13 protein-coding genes and 1 tRNA gene are annotated in these 19,074 nt (G+C 63.4%); 7 read left to right on the forward strand and 7 right to left on the reverse strand.

Translation table 11 applies throughout. From position 1 onward, the window contains the following. Window positions 1-19 precede the first annotated feature (19 nt). Both KAK11_RS00645 and KAK11_RS00650 read right to left on the reverse strand, forming a co-directional pair. Complete coding sequence (locus KAK11_RS00645; protein ID WP_210805142.1) at window positions 20-919, reverse strand: septal ring lytic transglycosylase RlpA family protein; 900 nt, start codon at window positions 917-919, stop codon at window positions 20-22. A gap of 338 nt (window positions 920-1,257) precedes the next feature. Further along, window positions 1,258-1,333 (reverse strand) — tRNA-Arg (locus KAK11_RS00650). A gap of 201 nt (window positions 1,334-1,534) precedes the next feature. Between KAK11_RS00650 and KAK11_RS00655 the strand changes: the two genes are divergently transcribed. Next, entirely contained in the window at window positions 1,535-2,083 is a 549-nt protein-coding gene (locus KAK11_RS00655; RefSeq protein ID WP_210805144.1) for a c-type cytochrome, read from the forward strand. 67 nt (window positions 2,084-2,150) lie between these two features. Here the strand turns inward: KAK11_RS00655 and KAK11_RS00660 are convergent, their stop codons facing one another. From KAK11_RS00660 to purU, 4 genes are read right to left on the reverse strand one after another with little or no spacing between them, the layout of a single operon-like run. Further along, window positions 2,151-2,687, reverse strand: coding sequence for a DUF2946 family protein (locus tag KAK11_RS00660; RefSeq protein ID WP_210805146.1), 537 nt, complete (start codon window positions 2,685-2,687; stop codon window positions 2,151-2,153). A gap of 9 nt (window positions 2,688-2,696) precedes the next feature. Then, entirely contained in the window at window positions 2,697-3,668 is a 972-nt protein-coding gene (locus tag KAK11_RS00665) for a YheT family hydrolase (protein ID WP_375140657.1), read from the reverse strand. Between the two features lie 2 nt (window positions 3,669-3,670). Continuing rightward, a complete protein-coding gene (locus KAK11_RS00670; protein ID WP_210805148.1) occupies window positions 3,671-4,120 on the reverse strand; it encodes a YybH family protein in 450 nt (149 codons plus the stop codon). Window positions 4,121-4,141: 21 nt separating this feature from the next. After that, window positions 4,142-5,038, reverse strand: coding sequence for a formyltetrahydrofolate deformylase (gene purU, locus KAK11_RS00675; RefSeq protein ID WP_210805150.1), 897 nt, complete (start codon window positions 5,036-5,038; stop codon window positions 4,142-4,144). A gap of 119 nt (window positions 5,039-5,157) precedes the next feature. Here purU and KAK11_RS00680 point away from each other — a divergent pair, with 119 nt between their 5' ends. Further along, entirely contained in the window at window positions 5,158-6,666 is a 1,509-nt protein-coding gene (locus KAK11_RS00680) for a Ppx/GppA phosphatase family protein (protein ID WP_210806567.1), read from the forward strand. A 10-nt stretch (window positions 6,667-6,676) separates the two neighbouring features. On the opposite strand, the gene KAK11_RS00685 is transcribed toward KAK11_RS00680, so the two are convergent. After that, the gene (locus tag KAK11_RS00685) at window positions 6,677-9,379 is read right to left on the reverse strand and encodes an alpha-amylase family glycosyl hydrolase (RefSeq protein WP_210805152.1); all 2,703 of its coding nucleotides are present in this window, start codon (window positions 9,377-9,379) and stop codon (window positions 6,677-6,679) included. A gap of 343 nt (window positions 9,380-9,722) precedes the next feature. On the opposite strand from KAK11_RS00685, the gene KAK11_RS00690 reads away from it, so the two are divergent. The 5 genes from KAK11_RS00690 (at window position 9,723) to malF (ending at window position 19,064) form a co-directional block, all read left to right on the forward strand. Then, on the forward strand, window positions 9,723-12,566 hold the full coding sequence (locus KAK11_RS00690; RefSeq protein ID WP_210805154.1) for a TonB-dependent receptor: 2,844 nt from the start codon (window positions 9,723-9,725) through the stop codon (window positions 12,564-12,566). 109 nt (window positions 12,567-12,675) lie between these two features. After that, complete coding sequence (locus KAK11_RS00695) at window positions 12,676-14,196, forward strand: tryptophan halogenase family protein (protein WP_210805156.1); 1,521 nt, start codon at window positions 12,676-12,678, stop codon at window positions 14,194-14,196. 204 nt (window positions 14,197-14,400) lie between these two features. Further along, window positions 14,401-16,227, forward strand: coding sequence for an alpha/beta hydrolase family protein (locus tag KAK11_RS22105; protein WP_210805158.1), 1,827 nt, complete (start codon window positions 14,401-14,403; stop codon window positions 16,225-16,227). Between the two features lie 105 nt (window positions 16,228-16,332). After that, window positions 16,333-17,541, forward strand: coding sequence for a maltose/maltodextrin ABC transporter substrate-binding protein MalE (malE, locus tag KAK11_RS00705; protein ID WP_210805160.1), 1,209 nt, complete (start codon window positions 16,333-16,335; stop codon window positions 17,539-17,541). Further along, on the forward strand, window positions 17,538-19,064 hold the full coding sequence (malF, locus tag KAK11_RS00710) for a maltose ABC transporter permease MalF (protein ID WP_246498184.1): 1,527 nt from the start codon (window positions 17,538-17,540) through the stop codon (window positions 19,062-19,064). Before malE ends, malF begins: the two co-directional genes overlap by 4 nt. The last annotated feature ends 10 nt before the right edge of the window (window positions 19,065-19,074 follow it).

Consider the following 19,074-nt stretch of genomic DNA (forward strand, 5'->3'; position numbering starts at 1 on the left):
AGCCTGCAGGCCGCCCAGCTCAGCGACGCTCGACGACCAAGGGCACCAATTGCAAGGCTGCACGCACTTGAGCAGCAGCCTCTTGCGCCGCCTCCCGGCTGGGGTAAGGCCCGGCCTGCAGGCGGTGCAAGCGGCCATCGGCAAAGACGGTCAGCAAGGGTGCCAGCCAATCCAGCCCCGCGGAGACCTTTTGCTGAAAGCTGTAAGCGCCGTTAGCGCGGCCGAAGGCGCCCAATTGCAACCAGAAGCCCACCGCCGCCGTGGTGTAGGCACGGTCGGTGGTGGGTGACTTGCCAGGCAGTTCGGTGGCTTGTGGCGCCATCGCAGGCGGCACAGGCGTCGCGACGGCCTTGGCCACCGCAACAGGCGGCGCGCTGGGCGCAGGCACGGCCGGCGCAGCCGCCTGCACCGAGCCGCTCCCTTCAGCCATGGCGCGAATGTCGTCGTGGGTCAGACGCCGCACCTCCACCGGAGACACTCCACCCAGCACTCCCAGCTTGCCCGCGGCGGCATAAGAAAGGTCGATCACCCGCCCCGCCACAAACGGCCCGCGGTCGTTGATGCGCACCACCACCTCACGCCCACTGGCCACATGGCGCACCAGCGCATAGCTGGGGATGGGCATGGTTTTGTGGGCGGCCGTCATGGCGTGCATGTTGTAGACCTCGCCACTGGCTGTGCGGCGACCGTGGAACTTGCGCCCGTACCAGGAGGCCAAGCCGGTTTCCACCAGGGGCTCATCCTTGGTCAGCGGCACATAGGCCTCACCCAGCACCTCATACGGCTTGTTGGGCCCGCCCTGTCGAATGGGCTCGACCTTGGGCGCTGCATCGGCAATGGTGGCGGGGTCTGGACCGGGCAGTTCAGGCGGACCATCGGCGCCCGGTGGCAGGGCCACCCGGGCTGGCTTGCTCGCCACGGGTGGCTTGTCCGCTTTGGCCGGAGCCGTGGGTGTGGAACTACACCCCGCCAGGGCCAACAGGCTTGCGACCAGGATCCCAGCCCAAAGCCCAGGACGTGCCTCACGCCGCCAAAAAGAATCGCCAACCACCATGATGAGTGAGCCCCTAATGGGCCAAGAATGGAACCGTCCTGTCACCATAGCCGCTCCTTTCTGGCACTCGCCGTCGTCTTGCCGCGCGGGGGCGGAGCTTGCGGTGCGATGCGGCAAAACATCGCAACACTGTGGGGTGCTCCCCTCAGTGCCGGCCCGGAGGACTCGTAGCCACCTCGGAGCCATGCTCGACGAAGGTGATGTGGCGCGCCCGGCTGGGATCGAACCAGCGGCCCCTGGCTTCGGAGGCCAGTACTCTATCCACTGAGCTACGGGCGCCTGTCATGGGAGTTGAAGCGTGCATTCTAGCAGCGCCAAAGCGGCGTAGGCCGCGGCACTCAAAGTACGGGCTGAGCACCGCTATAATCGACCGGCTTTCTTGCCGCGCCCCCGCGCGACATCAAGCCCCTGAGTTGTGCTCAGGCCTCTTACTCAGCGCTGTAGGCGCTGAATCTCTTACAGCCAGCGACCGAGGATTCCATGAGCGACGCTCACGACAACGCCCAGCACGATCTGCCGCACGAAGGGCCCATCAAGACCCCCAAGCAACTGGTGTGGTCGGTCGTGGCCTCATTTGTGGTGCCCATCATCGGCATCATTCTTTTGGTGAACTTCGTCGCCAGCGGCAACAAGAGCGCCCCCGGCACCAAAGCTTTGAGCGAAGAAGCCGTGGCTCAACGCATTCAGCCCATCGGCGCCGTGACCTTGAAGGTGGGCGGTGACAACGCCGTGCTCAAGACTGGCGAGCAAGTGTTCCAAGCCCAATGCTCGGCCTGCCACACCTCCGGCGCTGCTGGCGCACCTAAGGTGGGCGATGCCGCCGCTTGGGGCCCGCGCGTGAAAACGGGCTACGACGCGCTGCTGACCTCTGCGCTCAAGGGCAAGGGCGCGATGGGCGCCCAAGGCGGCGGCGACTTCTCGGATGTCGAGATCGGCCGTGCCGTGGTCTACATGGCCAACCAAGGTGGCGCCAAGTTCGACGAGCCCAAGGCACCGGCCGCCGCCTCTGCCGCCAGCGCCGCGCAGTAAGCAGCGTTCTTCCAGCAGCCGCGCAGCGGCCCCACAAGAAACCACCTTCGGGTGGTTTTTTTGTGCCTCAGCGGCGGGCGGCTTGCGGGCTCAGGATGTAGCCGAAGTGCTGCGGCATGTGGCCAAAGGGCATCTCATGCAACACCCAGCGGCCAGCCTCGATTTCCTCAGCGGCCAGGCCCGTGTCTTGGCTGTGCACCAGGCCCAATCCCAGCGTGGTCAGCGCGAACAGCCGCCCCTCCTCGTCCAGCCAGGCCTGCTGCACCGCAGCGGGCTGTCCTGTGTGGCTCTCGCAAGCCAAGGCGCCATCGTCGTGCCGGTGCAGGCGCCACACCCAGGGCGCCGCTTCGAGCTCCACATACACACGCTGCGGCCCGTTTTGAAAAAACCAGCAGCCTGCGGCATCGGCCTCGTAATTGCGGCCAATGAACTCGCGCAGCTTGTCGTGGACGATCTTGCTGCCCTTGACGGCCGGAAAAGGCCCGGCCGCCTGCGTGCGGTCGTCCCGCATATACCAATCACCGCGCGCATCCAGCGCCAGCCAACCCACGCAGTCCGGCACATGCGGCCATTTGGCCAAGGCGGCTTTGACAATGTCGTCCATGAGCGCAGCTTAGTGGGGTTGAGCCAGCCAGTCCAATACGGCGCCGGGCATGGTCACGACCTGGCTGGGCCAGCGCCCTGACGGAAAGCCCACATGGCCACCGGCCTCGGGCTGCCACAAGCGCACAAACTCCCCCACCTCGCCCACGCGGGGCAAGCACTCGGCCGGCACAAAAGGGTCGTTGCGAGCATTCAGCACCAGCGCCGGAATGCGCAAGCGCGCCAAATGCGGTTTGGCGGACGCCCGATCCCAATAGTCCTCGGTGTCTTTGAAGCCGTGCAGCGGTGCGGTGAAGAGGTTGTCGAACTCGTACAGGTCACGCGCCGCCAGCAATCTGTCGCGGTCAAACAAGCCGGGGTGTTGTTGCAATTTGGCGAGTGCCTTGGGCTTCATGGAGCGCAGGAACATGCGCGTGTAGACCTGTCGGCTGAAGCCTCGTGAGATGGCATGGCCGCAAGCGGCCAAGTCGATGGGTGAACAGATGGCGGCGACCGCACTGGCGGTCTGTGCAGCCGCCTCACCGGCTTCTTGGGCCCAGCGCAGCAAGGCATTGCCGCCCAGCGAGACCCCAGCCACCCGCAGCGGGTGCACCGAGCGCGCCCGCAAGCACGACAAGATCCAGCCAATCTCTTCAAAGTCGCCGGAGTGATACGCCCGAGGCGCCAGATTCAACTCGCCCGAACAACCTCTGAAATGAGGAACCGCAAAATTCCAACCGCGCTGCTGTGCACAGACCGCAAAGGCCTGCGCATAGGCGCTCTGCGAGGAGCCTTCCAAACCGTGGAACAACACCACCCACGGCGCAGCACGCTCACCAAAGCGAAAGTCCACATCGATGAAGTCGCCATCCGGCGTGGCCCAGCGCTCGCGCTGAAAGGCCAGAGGCTCCACCACACCGCGCCGCGCCCACAGCGCAGCCCAGATGGTTTGCGCATGGCCGCCCGGCAGCCACCAAGGGGCTTGGTAGTGCTGCAAGGGCACGTTCAGTGCAGCACCGACGGTGCCTCAACCACCTCGGGCGGGGCATGCGGTGTGCCGGGGCTGGCGTGGTGCACAGCCAAGCGCCAGCCTTGGGTGGTCTTGAAGTAGACATTGGTGGCCATCACCCAGCCGACCTTGGGCCCTTCTGCCGTCAGCAGATCGACCCGCTCCATCACGCTGTGCACCGAGCTGCTGAGGGACTGCACTCGCCGCACGTTCTCGGCGTGCACCTGGATCGCGCCATTGGCAAACACCGCCTCGAATGCCGCGCGGATGGCTACATGGCCCACCATGCGCGGGCCACCGGGGTGGATGCAGACGATGTCGTCCTCTTCCGTCCACAGCGCCATCAACTTGTCGATATCGGCCTCGCGCAACGCTTCATAGAACTGCGCCTCGACATCGTCGGGCGAGGCCATCAGGGCAGCGGTTTGGGCTTTGTGGCGTGGCATGGTGGTCGTGGTGGAGTGGGGTCAGCGGAAGACCACCGTGCGGTGGCCATTGAGCAAGACACGGCGCTCCACATGCCAGCGCACGGCACGGGCCAGCACCACGCATTCCACGTCGCGGCCCACGGCGGTCAGGTCGTCCGCCGAGAGCGAATGCTCCACCCGCGCCACATCCTGCTCGATGATGGGGCCCTCGTCCAAGTCCGGCGTCACGTAGTGGGCGGTGGCACCGATCAGCTTCACCCCACGCGCATGGGCTTGGTAGTAAGGCTTGGCGCCCTTGAAGCTGGGCAAGAAGCTGTGGTGGATGTTGATGGCGCGCCCGGCCAAATGCTGGCAGAACTCGGGCGAGAGGATTTGCATATAGCGGGCCAACACCACGAGGTCCACGTCGTGCTCGTCGATCAAGCGCTCAACCTGTTGCTCCTGGGCGCGCTTGGTGGCGGCGTCCGAGCCCGTCGGCAGCGGCAGGTGGTGAAAGGCAATGCCATAGCTGGCAGCCAGGTCCGCAAAAGTGGTGTGGTTGGAGACGATGGCCGGAATGTCCACCGGCAGCTGGCCGCTCTTCCAGCGGAACAGCAGATCATTCAGGCAATGGCCGTGCTGACTCACCATCAACAAGACCTTGGGTCGGTCACTCACGGCATGGAACTTCACCGCCATGCTGAATTGCGTGCGCACATGGCCGAACAACTGCGCCAAGGTGCGGGCATCAGCCAGATGGGCCGGCGCCTCAAAGTGCACGCGCATGAAGAACAAGCCCGTGGAGCCCTCGCCTTGCACGTCGCCAAACTGCTGTGAGTCGATGATGTTGCAACCTGCTTGATAGAGCAGGCCAGAGACGCTGTGAACAATGCCCTTGGTATCGGGGCAGGACAGGGTGAGGATGAATTCGAGCGCGCGCGCGGGGGATTGAGGCATGGTGGCCGCATTGTACGAAGGCCGCCTTGCGTGACCATTGCGCGACAAGGCCTGGCCTCGGTGCACACCGGGCAGACCGGTGTAGCAGCTCCCTCATGAAGCAGCGGCACAATCGCGCCATGCCTTACCACAGCGCCTCCCTTTTCAGCCGCGATGCCCTGGCCGCCATCGACATGGGTTCCAACAGCTTTCGGCTGGAGATCGGTACCGTGCGCGATGGCCGCTACAAGCGCCTGCAGTACATCAAAGAAACCGTGCGCCTGGGCGCCGGCCTGGACGCCCAAGGCCACTTGACCGAAGCCGCCATGCAGCGCGGCTTGGCCTGCCTGCAGCAGTTTGCTCAAGCCCTGCAAGGCATGCCGGCCGCCCGCGTGCGCGCCGTGGCCACCCAAACCCTGCGCGAGGCGCGCAACCGCAACGCCTTTTTGGCCCGCGCCCAAGAGGCGCTGGGCTACTCCATTGAAGTGATTTCTGGGCGCGAAGAGGCTCGGCTCATTTATGCGGGTGTGGCCTTCTTGCAGCCGTCCAACCGGCGCCGCTTGGTGGTGGACATTGGCGGGCGCTCGACCGAGATGATCTTAGGCGCCGGGCGCACGCCCAGCACCGCCGAGTCCTTCGGCATTGGCAGCGTCAGTCTGTCCATGCGCTATTTTGCGGAGGGGCGCTTCACCCCTGAAGCCTTTCGCGCCGCCCAGATTGCAGCGGGGGCCGAGCTTGAAGAAGCCCTCGCCCCTTTCAACCCCCGCCGCTGGGATGAAGCCCTGGGCTCCTCCGGCACGGCGGGTGCCGTCTCCGAAGTGCTGGAAGCCTGCGGCGTGACGGATGGCTGCATCACCCCAGAGAGCCTGCGCTGGCTGATCGAGCGCTGCCTGGAGGCCGGCCATGTCGATGCGCTGGACCTGCCAGGCCTCAAGCCCGACCGGCGCGCCGTGATTGGCGGGGGCCTGTGCATCCTCTACACCCTGGCCACCCACTTCGGCATTGCCGCCATGCAGCCCGCCAAGGGCGCCCTGCGCCAGGGGGTGATCATCGACCTGCATGAGCGCCTGCGTGCGCTGCGCCAACCCGAGGCCGAAGACTTGCGCGACACCGCCGTGGCGGGCCTGTTGGAGCGCTTTGGCGCGGATGCGGCGCAAGCCCAACGCGTGCGCAAGGTGGCACTCGCGCTGTTCGATCAAGCCTGCCCCAAGGCCGACCCCGAGCGCCGGCACGAGCTGCGCTGGGCCGCGGATCTGCATGAGATCGGCATGACCGTCTCGCACCACGACCACCACCGCCACAGCGCCTACATCGTCGCCCATGCCGACATTGCCGGCTTCTCGCAAAGCCAGCAGCAGCAACTCAGCCAGCTCATCCTGGGCCAGCGCGGCGGCTTGCGCAAACTAGGCGCCGTCGTGGAAGACCCCTTGCGCGCCTTGCAGGTGATGTGTTTGCGGTTGGCCGTGATCAAGTGCCACGCGCGCGGCGAGGTCACCGAGAAAGCCCTGCGGCTGCAGGCTCGCAGCGGCGTCGCCGACCTGAGCTACAGCACAGCATGGGCTGACAGCCACCCCCGCACGGTCCACCTTCTGCATGAGGAAGCCGCCGCGTGGGCCCGTGAGCGAGTGCTGCAACTGACCTTGCCTTGAGGCCGCCACCTCACGGCAAAGTCAACGGCCCTACTTGATCCATCCACAGCGGGCCTTGGGCATCGCCGCCGCCATCGCCAAAGCTGTGGCTGCGCGGCTGGCTGAACAGCGCGCGGTAGCCGCCATCCCAATCCCAGGTATTGATCCAGACGCGAGCACCCTTCAGCGACGCGCGCTGCCCCAGCGCCGAAGCTGGCAACGTCAAGTGGATCGTGTGCGTGGCCGCATCCACGCGCAGCGCGGCAGCCGGTGCGATGGCTCGGCCCTCGGAGGTGGCGCTGGCGCCCTCGTGCGAGAACAAGGCATTCGACCACCCGCCCACCCGCAGGCGCCGGTGCCAGCGCATGCCCTCGGGCAGCGTGCCGCGCTGCAGCGGCATGACGGTGGCGCCGCCCGGCTCATCAGGCAGCTCGATGAAGGCCGTCAGCATCACATGGTCAAAGCCCAGCGCGGGGCTCCATGAGCGGGTGATTTCGTTCATCTGAATGCTCAGGCGCAAGGCGCCGCTCGCCACCTCGGCACGCACCTGGCGGATGTCGGCTTGGGCATGCGGCCCCCAGCTCGGGTCGGTGGGGTAGACATAGCGGCCCGTAGGCCCTCGGTCGTCGCCCTTCGGGTCCTCCACATCCAAAGCGGTTTGCCAGGGCAGCTTCACGTTGAACATCAGGGGAGGCGACAGCTGCTGGCGCCCTGGGTGCCAGAGCACCGCCCGGTGCGCAATGGCCGGGTCAATCATGGCCGAGGTGTCCACCCGCGCTTGCCAGCGGCCATCGGGCTGCGGGCTCACGCTTTGAGCCTGCGAGAGATCGCCATCCACCACCCACAGCCAGCCCGACTCTGGGCTGGCACCTTGGCCCTGCACCTCAAAGGCGCCGCTGACCGTGCGCACGGCCTCTTGCCCGTCGATGCGCGGACCCGCGCTGGGCGCCACGGCCGCAGCTCCTGCCGCGCCCCCCGGCACCAAGCGCCACACCAAGCCGCTATGGGGCGGCAGGGTCAAGTGCGCTTGGCCTTGGGCATTCACCGTGAAGGAGGCGGGCATGCCGTCCAAGCCGTACAGCGCCTCCAGCCGCTGGCCCGCCGGCAGGCCGAGCGCCAGGCTATCGACCAAGACCGGATACGGCGCGGTGTTGAAGGCCACCACTGCGACATCCGCCCCGTGCACCATCTTGTAGACCAAAGCCCCCGGCCCATTCGCTTGCTGCGTCAGCACCGTGGGCACACCGCGCCGCAACACGCTGTGCGCCTTGCGCAAGGCGGTGAGCCCCGCAATGCGCTGGTAGAGCGGGTGTGCGGTGTCGAACTGGTCTTTGCCGTCGGGCCGGGCCGCCGCAAACATGGGCGTGCGCGGCTGAGCAAAACCTTGCTCGGTGCCGTAATAGAGCACCGGGATGCCCGGCAGCGTCATCAGTGCCAGCAGGTGTTGCTCCAGCCCGCGCACTGAGGTGCCGGCCAAGGCGCGATCGACATCATGGTTGTCCACAAAGCTGGGCATCCAGTGCAGGCGAGGATGCATCTTGACCATGCGGGTGATGCGGTCCCCCAGCACGGCCGTGGGCGCACCACGCCCAAAAACCTCGGAGCCGCTGCCATAGAGCGGGAAGTTCAGCATGCCCGGCAGCAGCGCCTCGCCCTTGGGGCCGCTCATGTAGCGCTCGATGCGCTGGGCCTCGCTGTCTTGATAGGGCTTATCGATGGCAAAGCCTTCGCCAAACAAAAAGAAGTCGCGCCGGCCGGTTTGGCGCGCCACCTGCATCAAGCCCGGTGCCTTGGGGTCTTTGGCGTACAGCAAATCGGCAAAGTAGTCAGGCGGCACGTAGAACGCCGTGTCCACCCGATAGGCATCCACCCCCACCTCCTTGATCCAATGCGCATAGCTTTGGCGCAGGACACGGCGCACCACCGGGTTCTCGGTGTTCAAGTCGTCCAAGCCCGCCATCTGATAGTTCAGCAACTGATGCGGGTCTTGGTAGTTGGTGACATCCGTGGTCCAGTGATAGATGCCCGCCGCACGGTGCTCGGCACGGCGCACATCATTCATGTCGAAAGGCTTCTGCGTCGGCGCGGAGGTGGGGCGCGAGCCCGGGTGCGGCACCCAATGCTGCGCCTCTTGCCCCGCTGGGGCTCCTGGCTTGATGTAGAAGTAATTGCCGGTGTGGTTGACCACGATGTCTTGCACCAAGTACATGCCACGGCGGTGCAGCGCATCACTCAGCAAGCGATAGTCCTGCAGCGTGCCCACATGCGGGTCCACTTTGGTGAAGTCTTGCGCCCAGTAGCCGTGATAGCTGCTGTAGTGCCCATCCCACCACTGGTTGAGCACCGGCGGCGTGATCCACAAAGCCGTCGCACCCAGGCCCTGCACATAGCCAAGGCGCTGGCGCAAGCCCTGCAAGTCGCCGCCCTGGTAGTAGGCCAAGCGGCCCGGCTTGTACACCCCCGCGCCTTGGTCGTTATTGCCGGGGTTGCCATCGGCAAATCGGTCGGTCAGCGCAAAGTAAATGATCTGGTCGCGCCAATCAGGCGAGGGCACATGCAGGCGCAGGTTCTGTGCGGGCTGAGCCGACAGCACCGCAGGCCCTGCCAACAGCAGCGTCAAGCACGCGCGCCAGCGACGCAGCACGGGCCACACCACCCGATCCGCACGCTCCCCTCGCCCCGGATACGGCCTGTCGCCGTGAGCCCGTCCGCCCTGCCCAAACTTGGATGCCATGCCGTCTCCTGTTCTTGAAGGCTGCCATCTTAGTGAACAGTCGCCTCCAGCCGTAAGCCAACCCCTCCTTGGAGATGTACTTTGACTACATTCACCTTCATCCTGAAGACCAAAATTGCGGCATTGGCGCCACACCAACCCTAGTGCTTTCCCTAGTTAACGGGGAGAAGATTCGTGTAACCCCTAGGAAACAAGCACGGAGGCGTCGTGAATTAGGGTTTGCGTCCGCTTCATGTAAATCTAGTTTTGGTACACACTGACCATCGATCCCAGGTCCCCGTGTCGGCTCATGGCCCTTGGCCGCCACGTTTTATCTCGTTGTTTTCAGCCCCAGGAGGTTTGAATGACCCGCTCTCGCCAAACGCGCAGCCCGCTTGAAGCCGGCCGCCACTCACCGGCCCTGACCCCCATCGCCGCCGCCTGCTCGGTGCTGATCCTGATCAGCGGCCAGGCCTATGCCCAAGCCGCCGCCTCGACCGAAACCCAGACCGTGACGGTCAAGGGCATTCGCAAGGGCATTGAGGACGCGATCAACGTCAAGAAGAACTCTGACCAGATCGTCGAAGCCATTTCTGCAGAAGACATCGGCAAGCTGCCTGATGCATCTGTCGCTGAATCGATTTCCCGCCTCCCTGGCGTGACCGCGCAACGCAGCGCCGTGACCGGCAAATCGCAACAAGTCAGCGTTCGCGGGATGTCCCCTGATTTCAACGGCGGCTTGCTCAACGGCCGTGAACAAGCCTCTACAGCAGGCAGCCGTGGTGTGGAATTCGACCAATACCCGTCCGAGCTGTTGGGCGGCGTGGTGATCTACAAGACCCCAGACGCCAGCTTGGCGGGCCTGGGCTTGTCATCCACCATCGACCTTCAAACCGTCCGCCCTCTGGCCTTCGGTCAGCGCAATGTGGTGGTGAACTACCGCAAAGAGCATGCCACCAAGGCGGTGAATGAGCCCGGCTTCACCACAGGTGATGGTGACCGCTTCGCCCTGTCGTACATCGACCAGTTTGCTGATCGCACCATCGGCGTGGCCCTGGGTCTGACGCAAGCCAAGACCCGTGGCGGCGCACGCGCCAACTTCAACAGCTGGGGCGGCTGGGCAGCTGACGTGGATTACAACGGCGGCAAAGTGAAGACCCCTGGCGGTTTCACCACCGACATTGAGACGACCGACTCCGAGCGTACCGGTGTGATGGGCGTGTTCCAGTACAAGCCCAACAAAGAGTTTGAGTCGATCTTGGACCTGTTCTACTCCAAGGGCGATTTCTCCGTGAAGAAGCGGGGCCTGGAAGGCCCATTGGGCGGATTGTCTGCTGGTGCAAACGACGTTGGCGGCAAGCTGATCAACGCCACTGTGTCTAACGGCATCGCTACTTCCGGCACGTTTGAAAACTGGAAGGGTGTGATCCGTAACCACAATGAAGACTACACCGACACCCTGAAGTCGATTGGCTGGGCCAACACCTTGAAGACAGGTGGCTGGACCTTGAAGAGCGACCTGTCCTATTCCCAAGTCGTGAAGGACTCCGTTCGCTTTGAAACCACGGCTGGTTTGGCAGGCAACACCTACAACGCCGCCGACACCATTTCCTTCAGCGGCTTCAATGGCACCAACTTCACGGACGTGAAGTACACCAGCGGCTTGAACTACGCCGACCCTGCCCTGATCAAGCTGACTGACGTTCAAGGTTGGGCAGGTGGCTCTGCCGCCCAAGCCGGCTACTACGCCAACCCCAAGACCACCGACGACATCACCGCATTGCGCCTGTCGGGCAAGCGTGACCTGAGCTGGGGTCCTCTGACAGCCGTCGATGTGGGCGTCAACCTTCAAAAGCGCACCAAGGAGCGCGTCACGAATGAGGGCGCATTGCTTGTGAATGGCACTGTTGACGCCAATGGCAACTACATCAACCGCTTGGCCGCGGTTGACATGCCCGGTGCAAGCGTGGGTGTTGGCGGCCTGACGGGCATTCCGACCTTGAACTTCAACCCGGTGGGGACCTTGGGTTCGGTCTACCGCCTGAATCCTTGGACTGACTCGGACATCGTTGGCAAGAGCTGGGGTGTTGAGGAGAAGGTCAACACCTTGATGATCAAGGGCGACCTAGACTCCACTGTGGCTGGTTTGCCGATTCGCGGCAATGTCGGCCTGCAGATGATCAGCACCAAGCAGACCGGTTTGGGTTATTTGGTGGACAAGAACACCTGCAATACTGGCAATCACACCTGCGGCTACACCGCCATCTCTGGCGGTGCAAGCTACAACGACTTCCTGCCTAGCCTCAACCTGACCGCCGACCTGGGCGGGGATAAAGTGTTGCGCCTTGGGTTGGGTCGAGTGCTGGCACGCGCGAACATGGAAGACATGAAGGCCGGCCTGGACTTCGGCGTGAAGAACGATGCACCAGCGCTGGATGGAAGCGGCGGTACAGTGGCGCTGCTGAACGGCTCGGCAGGGAACCCACAACTCAAGCCTTTCCGCGCCAACGCCATCGACCTGTCCTTTGAGAAGTACTTTGGCAAGAAGGGCTACGTCAGCGTTGCAGGCTTCCATAAGGAACTGTCCAGCTACATCTTGAGGGTTGCCAAGCCGTTCGACTACGCGCCCTTCGTTACACCGAACACGGTCGTCCCCCCTTCCGGCACAGTGGGCTGGCTGACTCAGCCGATCAACGGCAGCGGCGGCTCCATCAGCGGTGTGGAATTGGCCGTCAACGTGCCGTTCTCTCTGCTGACCCCAGCGCTCAATGGCTTCGGTGTTCAGGTGAACTACTCCAACACGTCCAGCTCGCTCAAGTTGGCTTCGGCCGGCTTCTCGACCCAGAACGTGAGCTCGCCCACCATCCCGCTGCCTGGCCTGTCCAAGGAAGTGACCAATCTGCGCCTGTACTACGAGAACCATGGTTGGCAGATCGCCGTTGCCGGGCGTAATCGCTCTGCATACTTGGGCTCCATCTCGGACTACCAAGACCAGCAGAAGTACACCTTCATCAAGGGCGAGACCGTGGTGGACCTGCAGGCCAACTACGAGTTCGAATCGGGTCCGCTGAAAGGCTTGTCGATCTTGGCTCAGGCTAACAACTTGACCAACGAAGAGTTCGCTCAGTACGACGTCACCTCGGGTGCCACGACAGAGCGTAAGGTCTTCGGCAAGTCCTATCTGTTCGGCGTGAACTACAAGTTCTGATCGACATCAGGAACACAGGTGTTGATGCCCTAGCGCATAGACACCTCGTATATCCTCGCGGGGAGCCTGATGGCTCCCCGTTTTCATTGCTTTTGCAAAGGTGTTCGCGATGCAGCCCGCTTTGATCAAGACCATCGTAATCGTCGGTGGAGGAACCTCCGGTTGGATGACCGCCACGGCGCTGGCCACCATCCTGAAGGGGCGCTATCAAATCAAGCTGGTGGAGTCGGATGACATCGGCATCATCGGGGTCGGCGAAGCCACCATCCCGATGATTCAGTTGTTCAACAAGATCATTGGCATTGACGAGAACGACTTCGTGCGCGCCACTCAAGGCACATTCAAACTCGGCATCGAGTTTGTGAATTGGGGCCAGCTGGGTGACCGCTATATGCATGGCTTTGGCAAGATAGGCCAAGACCTTTGGACCACGCGCTTTGACCAGTACTGGCGCAAGATGCGCGCCCTGGGTCGTGCCCAGCCCTTGGAGCAATACTCGATCACGCGCATGGCGGCCAAGGCCAACAAGTTCATGCCCGCGACGGATGAGGTTGCTAACTCGCCCCTCAACCACATTGCCCACGCTTACCACTTTGATGCCAACCTCTATGCCCGCTACTTGCGCGGCATCGCTGAGCAGCGCGGCGTGCAGCGCATTGAAGGCAAGATTGTTCATGTCAGCCAACGTGAGCCTGATGGCCATGTGGATGCCGTGCAGTTGGAGAGTGGCGCGCGGGTAGAGGGTGACTTCTTCATCGATTGCTCAGGCTTCCGCGGCTTGCTGATCGAAGAAACACTGAAGACCGGCTATGAGCCCTGGACGCACTGGCTGCCGTGTGACCGCGCCCTGGCGGTGCCATGCTCGTCTGCGCCGCGCTTACTGCCCTACACCCGTGCAACGGCGCACAAGGCCGGCTGGCAGTGGCGCATCCCCCTGCAACACCGCATCGGCAATGGTCATGTGTATTGCAGTCAGTTCATCAGCGATGACGAAGCGGCGGCCACCTTGCTCAGCAACCTGGACGGCAAGCCGCTGGCTGACCCGCGCCCTATCCGCTTCACCACCGGTATGCGCAAGCAAGGCTGGAACAAGAATGTGGTGGCCATCGGCTTATCAAGCGGCTTCTTGGAGCCGCTGGAGTCCACCAGCATCCACTTGATCCAGTCAGCCATTCAGCGCTTGATTAACTTCTTCCCAGATCAAGGCTTCAATCCGGTCGACATCAAGGAATACAACCGCCAGAGTCGTTTCGAGATCGAGCGCATCCGCGACTTCGTCATCCTGCACTACAAGGTGAATCAGCGCAGTGATGCCGAGTTTTGGAAAGCCTGTGCAGCCATGTCCGTGCCCGACACCTTGGCACACAAGATCGAGCTGTACCGCGCCCGCGGTCGGGTCCTGCGCATCGACGATGAGCTCTTCACCGAAGACGGTTGGCTGCAGGTACTCGAAGGGCAAAACCAGCCGGTGGAAGCCTACAACCCCTTGGCGGATCTACAACCGACCGACGACACCGCCGCTTACCTCGAAAGTGTGCGCACCGTCATTGCCAAGTGCGTGAACGTGATGCCAGACCATGAGGCGTATATCGCCAAACACTGCGCCGCAGCTAAGGTCAACATGGCTTGAGCGCTTGCGCAACGCAAAGAGAGAGCAAGGAACTCACTAATGCTGACATCGTATCGCCTAGCTTGGAGCATGGTGGTGGCACTCGGGCTCTGTAGCCCTGCGCTGGCACAGACAGAAGCCTCCACAACGCCGCCCCCCAGCCTCAAGTCCCTGTTTCAGGAGCCCGTTTTTTCCGGCGCCACCTTGTCACCCAAGGGAGACAAAGTGGCTTTCAAGGTCCGCATCAAAGACCAACGAGCCCGGCTCGTTGTCCTGGATCTCAGCACCCAGCAATCCACGGTCGTCGCCAGCTTCAACGATGCCTCGGTGGGGCACGTGAATTGGGTGAACAACAACCGCCTGGTGTTTGACTTGGCGGTTTGGCTGCTGCCCGCCAACGAGCGGGACTTCAATGCCGGTCTCTTTGCCGTCAATGCAGACGGCAGCAATTTCAAAGAGTTGGTGGAGTCAGTCTCTTACTTTGCCAAGCGCCCTGATGCGCGTGAAATGCTGCCGCAAGGCACCCGCTTCCTGCGCAGCTCAGCCAAGGCTGACAGTGACGACGTCTGGGTGACTTTGGTCGAAGCATGGGATAAGAAGGTGGGCGCCGATTACCGACGAATCAAGCGCCTTAACACGGTGACCGGGCGATGGGTCGATGTGGACTCACCCCCGCATGCCTCACATTGGGTGTTTGACGATCAAGACGAGTTACGCGCGGTCAGCACCGACCGCCGGCAACGCTTAACCATGGAATACCGCGATGTTGGCGGCCCCTGGAGGGTGCTCAGCGATCAAGCTTCCTTGGAAGGGGACATCGTACCGCTCGCGATCGATAGCCAAGATCAACTCTATGTCAGTAGTCGCCAGAAGGGCGGGTTTGCGGGGGTCTACCGTTGGGACTTCAAAACTCAGCGGCCCGCACCGACGCCTGTCGCCCATGTGGAGGGTTTCGACATCTTCCCGACCTTTTTGAAGCGACAACAGCAACTCGTGGGCCTGCGCTTTACGGCAGACGCATCAGTCACGCTCTGGCTGCAAAAAGACGCCCAAGCGCTCCAGGACGCGCTGGACAAAGCGCTGCCTGCAGCCGTCAATGAATTGAGCTTTGCACGCCAAGGCGACAGCCCCCATGTCCTGGTCCGCAGCTTCTCCGACCGCAACCCCGGGGTCAGCTACGTCTTCAACCGCGACACCAAGAAGTTCACCAAACTTGGCGAAGCCAGGCCTGACCTCAAGGGCAGGCTGATGGGTGAGATGGACTTGGTCCGGATCAAAGCCCGGGATGGCCGTGAGGTCCCGACCTACCTGACCCTGCCGCCCGGCGCCAGCAAGAAGGGTCTGCCACTGGTGGTAATGGTGCATGGCGGCCCATGGTCGCGTGGCGGCGACTGGCGCTGGAACGAAGAGGTTCAACTGCTGGCCACTCGCGGCTATGCCGTTCTGCAGCCAGAGTTCAGAGGCAGTACAGGCTTTGGGTCCGACCACTTCAAGGCAGGCTGGAAGCAGTGGGGATTGGCGATGCAGGACGATGTCACCGACGCCACCCGTTGGGCCATTGCGCAAGGCATTGCCGACCCGCAACGCATCTGCATCATCGGCGCGAGCTACGGCGGCTATGCCACCATGATGGGCCTGATCAAGGAGCCTGAACTCTACCGTTGTGGCGTCAACTGGGTGGGTGTGTCAGACCCACAACTGCTTTACTCGGTCAGTTGGAGTGACATGACCGATGCCATCAAAGAGTACGGATTGCCGCAATTGCTGGGCGACCCCGTCAAAGATGCCGACCTTCTCAAAGCCGCCTCTCCACTGCACCAGGCCTCTCGCCTGAAAGCACCATTGTTGATGGTCTATGGCGCCAAAGATGAACGTGTCCCCTTGATCCACGGCGAAAAGATGCGCGACGCCCTCAAACCCCACAACTCGAATGTCGAGTGGGTGGTGTTTCCGGATGCTGGGCACGGCTGGGCCGACGAGGAAACTCAGATCAACTTTTGGAGCCGAGTTGAGAAGTTCTTGGCGAGGCACCTGGCTGCCCCTCAGAAGTAATTCAACTACACAAATCACAACGCCCGCCCGTCGCTCATGCGTGGAATCCATGAGGCACCACATTGCAATCGATGTCAGAATGTAGTCAAACTACTTTCATGACTCATGGATTCACATCGCCGCCAGCTCTCTGCCAGCGCCCTCGCCTGGGGTTTGGGGCTTGGCGCGCTGCCCGGCTTGGCGAGGGCGGGGCAGCGCCGTGAGCCACTGATTGTTTGGTTCACAGTCGAAGGCGCCAAGGGCATGCGGCGGGTAGCCGAGGCCTTTACCCGCGACACCGGTGTGCCGGTGGTGGTGGAAACGCCAGACCCGCAAGACGGCCCGTCCAAGTTCCAACAGGCCTCGTCGGCCGGTAAGGGGCCGGACATCTACATCTATGCGCACGACCGAGTGGGCGAGTGGGTGGCGGGCGGCCTGCTGCATGAGGTCCACCCCTCGCGCCGCCTGCGCCAAGACATCGCCGCGCTGGGCTGGCAGGGCTTCACCTGGCGTGGCCGCCAATGGGGTTATCCCATCGCGCTGGAGGCCATCACGCTGATCTACAACAAGGCCTTGGTGAGCCGCCCACCGGCCAGCTTTGACGAGATCATTGCGCTGGACGATCAACTGGCCCGGCAGGGCAAGCGCGCCATTCTTTGGGACTACACCAACAACTACTTCACCTGGCCGCTGCTGGCCGCCAATGGCGGCTACCCCTTCAAGGCGCGCGCAGACGGCAGTTATGACGTGCGCGATGTGGGCATAGACCACCCGGGCGCGGTGCAAGGCGCCGAGTTGCTGGCCCGGCTGATCCGCGAAGGCCGCATGCCGGCCGGGGCCACTTATCCCGACATGGAAGCCGCGATGGCCCAAGGCCGGGTGGCGATGATGCTCAACGGCCCCTGGTCGTGGGTGAACCTGCAGCGTGCGGGCATTGACTTTGGCGTGGCCCGGCTGCCGCGCGTGGGCCAAAAGCCGGCGGTGCCCTTTGTGGGCGTGAAGGGCATGATGATCAACCGCGCCACCCGCCAACGCGAGCTGGCCGTGGCCTTCATCGAAGACTATCTGCTCACTGTTGAAGGCCTGCGCCACCTGAACGACGCGGAGCCCTTGGGTGCCCCCGCAAGCCAAGCCCTCTATGCCCAACTGGCGCAAGACCCCAAGATCGCCGGCATCATGGACTCGGCCTTGCAAGGCGTGCCCACGCCGGCCGTGCCCGAGATGGGCCGCTTCTGGTCGTCCATGAAGACCTCGTTGCTGAATTTGACCGAAGGCCGCCAGAACGCGGCCGACGCAATGCGCTCGGCCGCCCGCCGAGTGAGGGACGCCGGATGAACACGCTGATGAAGCAGGCCTGGTGGCGCGCCGCGCTGGGTGCGCTCTCGGCCCTGGTGCTGCTATGGGGCGTGATGCAGGTCTATGCCTCGGGCCAGACCTTGCTGGCCGTGGTCTTGCTGGCCTGCTCAGCCCTGGCGCTGTGGACCTACACCTCGCCCCGCACCGGCGCGCTGCGCTATGTGCTGCCCGGCATTGCGACGGCGCTGCTGTTTGTGATCTTCCCCATGGTCTACACCCTGAGCCTGGGCTTCACCAACTACAGCATGCGCAATCTGCTGGACTTTGAACGCGCCCGCGAGGTCTTGCTGGAAGAGCGCCTGGTGCTGCAGGGCACCGAGCGCAGCTTCAGCCTGCACCCGGTGGGCGCTCAAGTGCAGATCCGCCTGGCCGCCACCGGCACAGAGCCCGCGCTGGAAAGCCCGCCCCTCACGCTGAGCGCAGCCAGCCCGCAGCGCGTGGCGATGCGCCCCACAGCCAGCAGCGCGCCCACCCCAGCGCTGCCGCTGAGCGAGGTGGTGGGGCACCTCGACGCGCTGCGCCCCCTCACGCTGACCACCCCCTCGAACCAAACGTTAAGCCTGATCAAGCTGCGCGAGTTTGCCCAAACCCAATCGCTCTACCAGGCCGAGCCCGACGGGGCCTTGAAAGACGCCCTCACCGGCACCCGCTACGCGCCTAACCCCGACACAGGCTTCTTCACCAGCGCAGAGGGCGAGCGCCTGCAGCCCGGCTACCGCGTGAATGTGGGCTGGGCCCACTATGCGCGCTTGGTGCAAGACGAGCGCTTTCGGGAGCCCTTCTTCAGCGTGTTTGTGTGGACGGTGGTGTTCTCGGGCCTGACCGTGGTGTTTGCCACCGCGCTGGGCTTGTTTTTGGCGGTGCTGCTGAACTGGGAGCCGCTGGAGGCCAAAGGCCTCTACCGCGTGGTGCTGTTCTTGCCTTATGCGGTGCCGGGCTTCATCTCTATCTTGATCTTCAAGGGCCTGTTCAACCAAAACCTGGGCGAGATCAACCTCATCCTCAACGCCTTGTTTGGCATCAAGCCCGCCTGGTTCTCCGACCCGCTGCTGGCCAAGACCATGCTGCTCATCGTCAATGTGTGGCTGGGCTTCCCCTACATGATGGTGCTGTGCACCGGGCTCATCAAGGCCATTCCGTCTGACTTGTATGAGGCTTCTGCCGTGGCCGGTGCCGGGCCGTGGATGAACTTCCACCGCATCACCCTGCCCTTGATCTTGAAGCCACTGACGCCGCTGCTCATCAGCGCCTTTGCCTTCAACTTCAACAACTTTGTGCTGATCAGCCTGCTCACCAATGGCCGGCCCGACCAGCTCGACGCCACCACCCCGGCCGGCACCACCGACATCCTGGTCAGCTACACCTGGCGCATCGCCTTCCAAGACTCGGGCCAACAGTTCGGCCTGGCCTCGGCCATCTCCACCGTCATCTTCTTGCTGGTGGCAGCCGTGACCCTGGTTCAGATGAAGTTCACCAAGATCAACGACGCGCCCGCGCGCTGAAGAGAACGCA

Source organism: Ideonella paludis (assembly GCF_018069865.1).
Taxonomy (GTDB): Bacteria; Pseudomonadota; Gammaproteobacteria; order Burkholderiales; family Burkholderiaceae_C; genus Ideonella; species Ideonella paludis.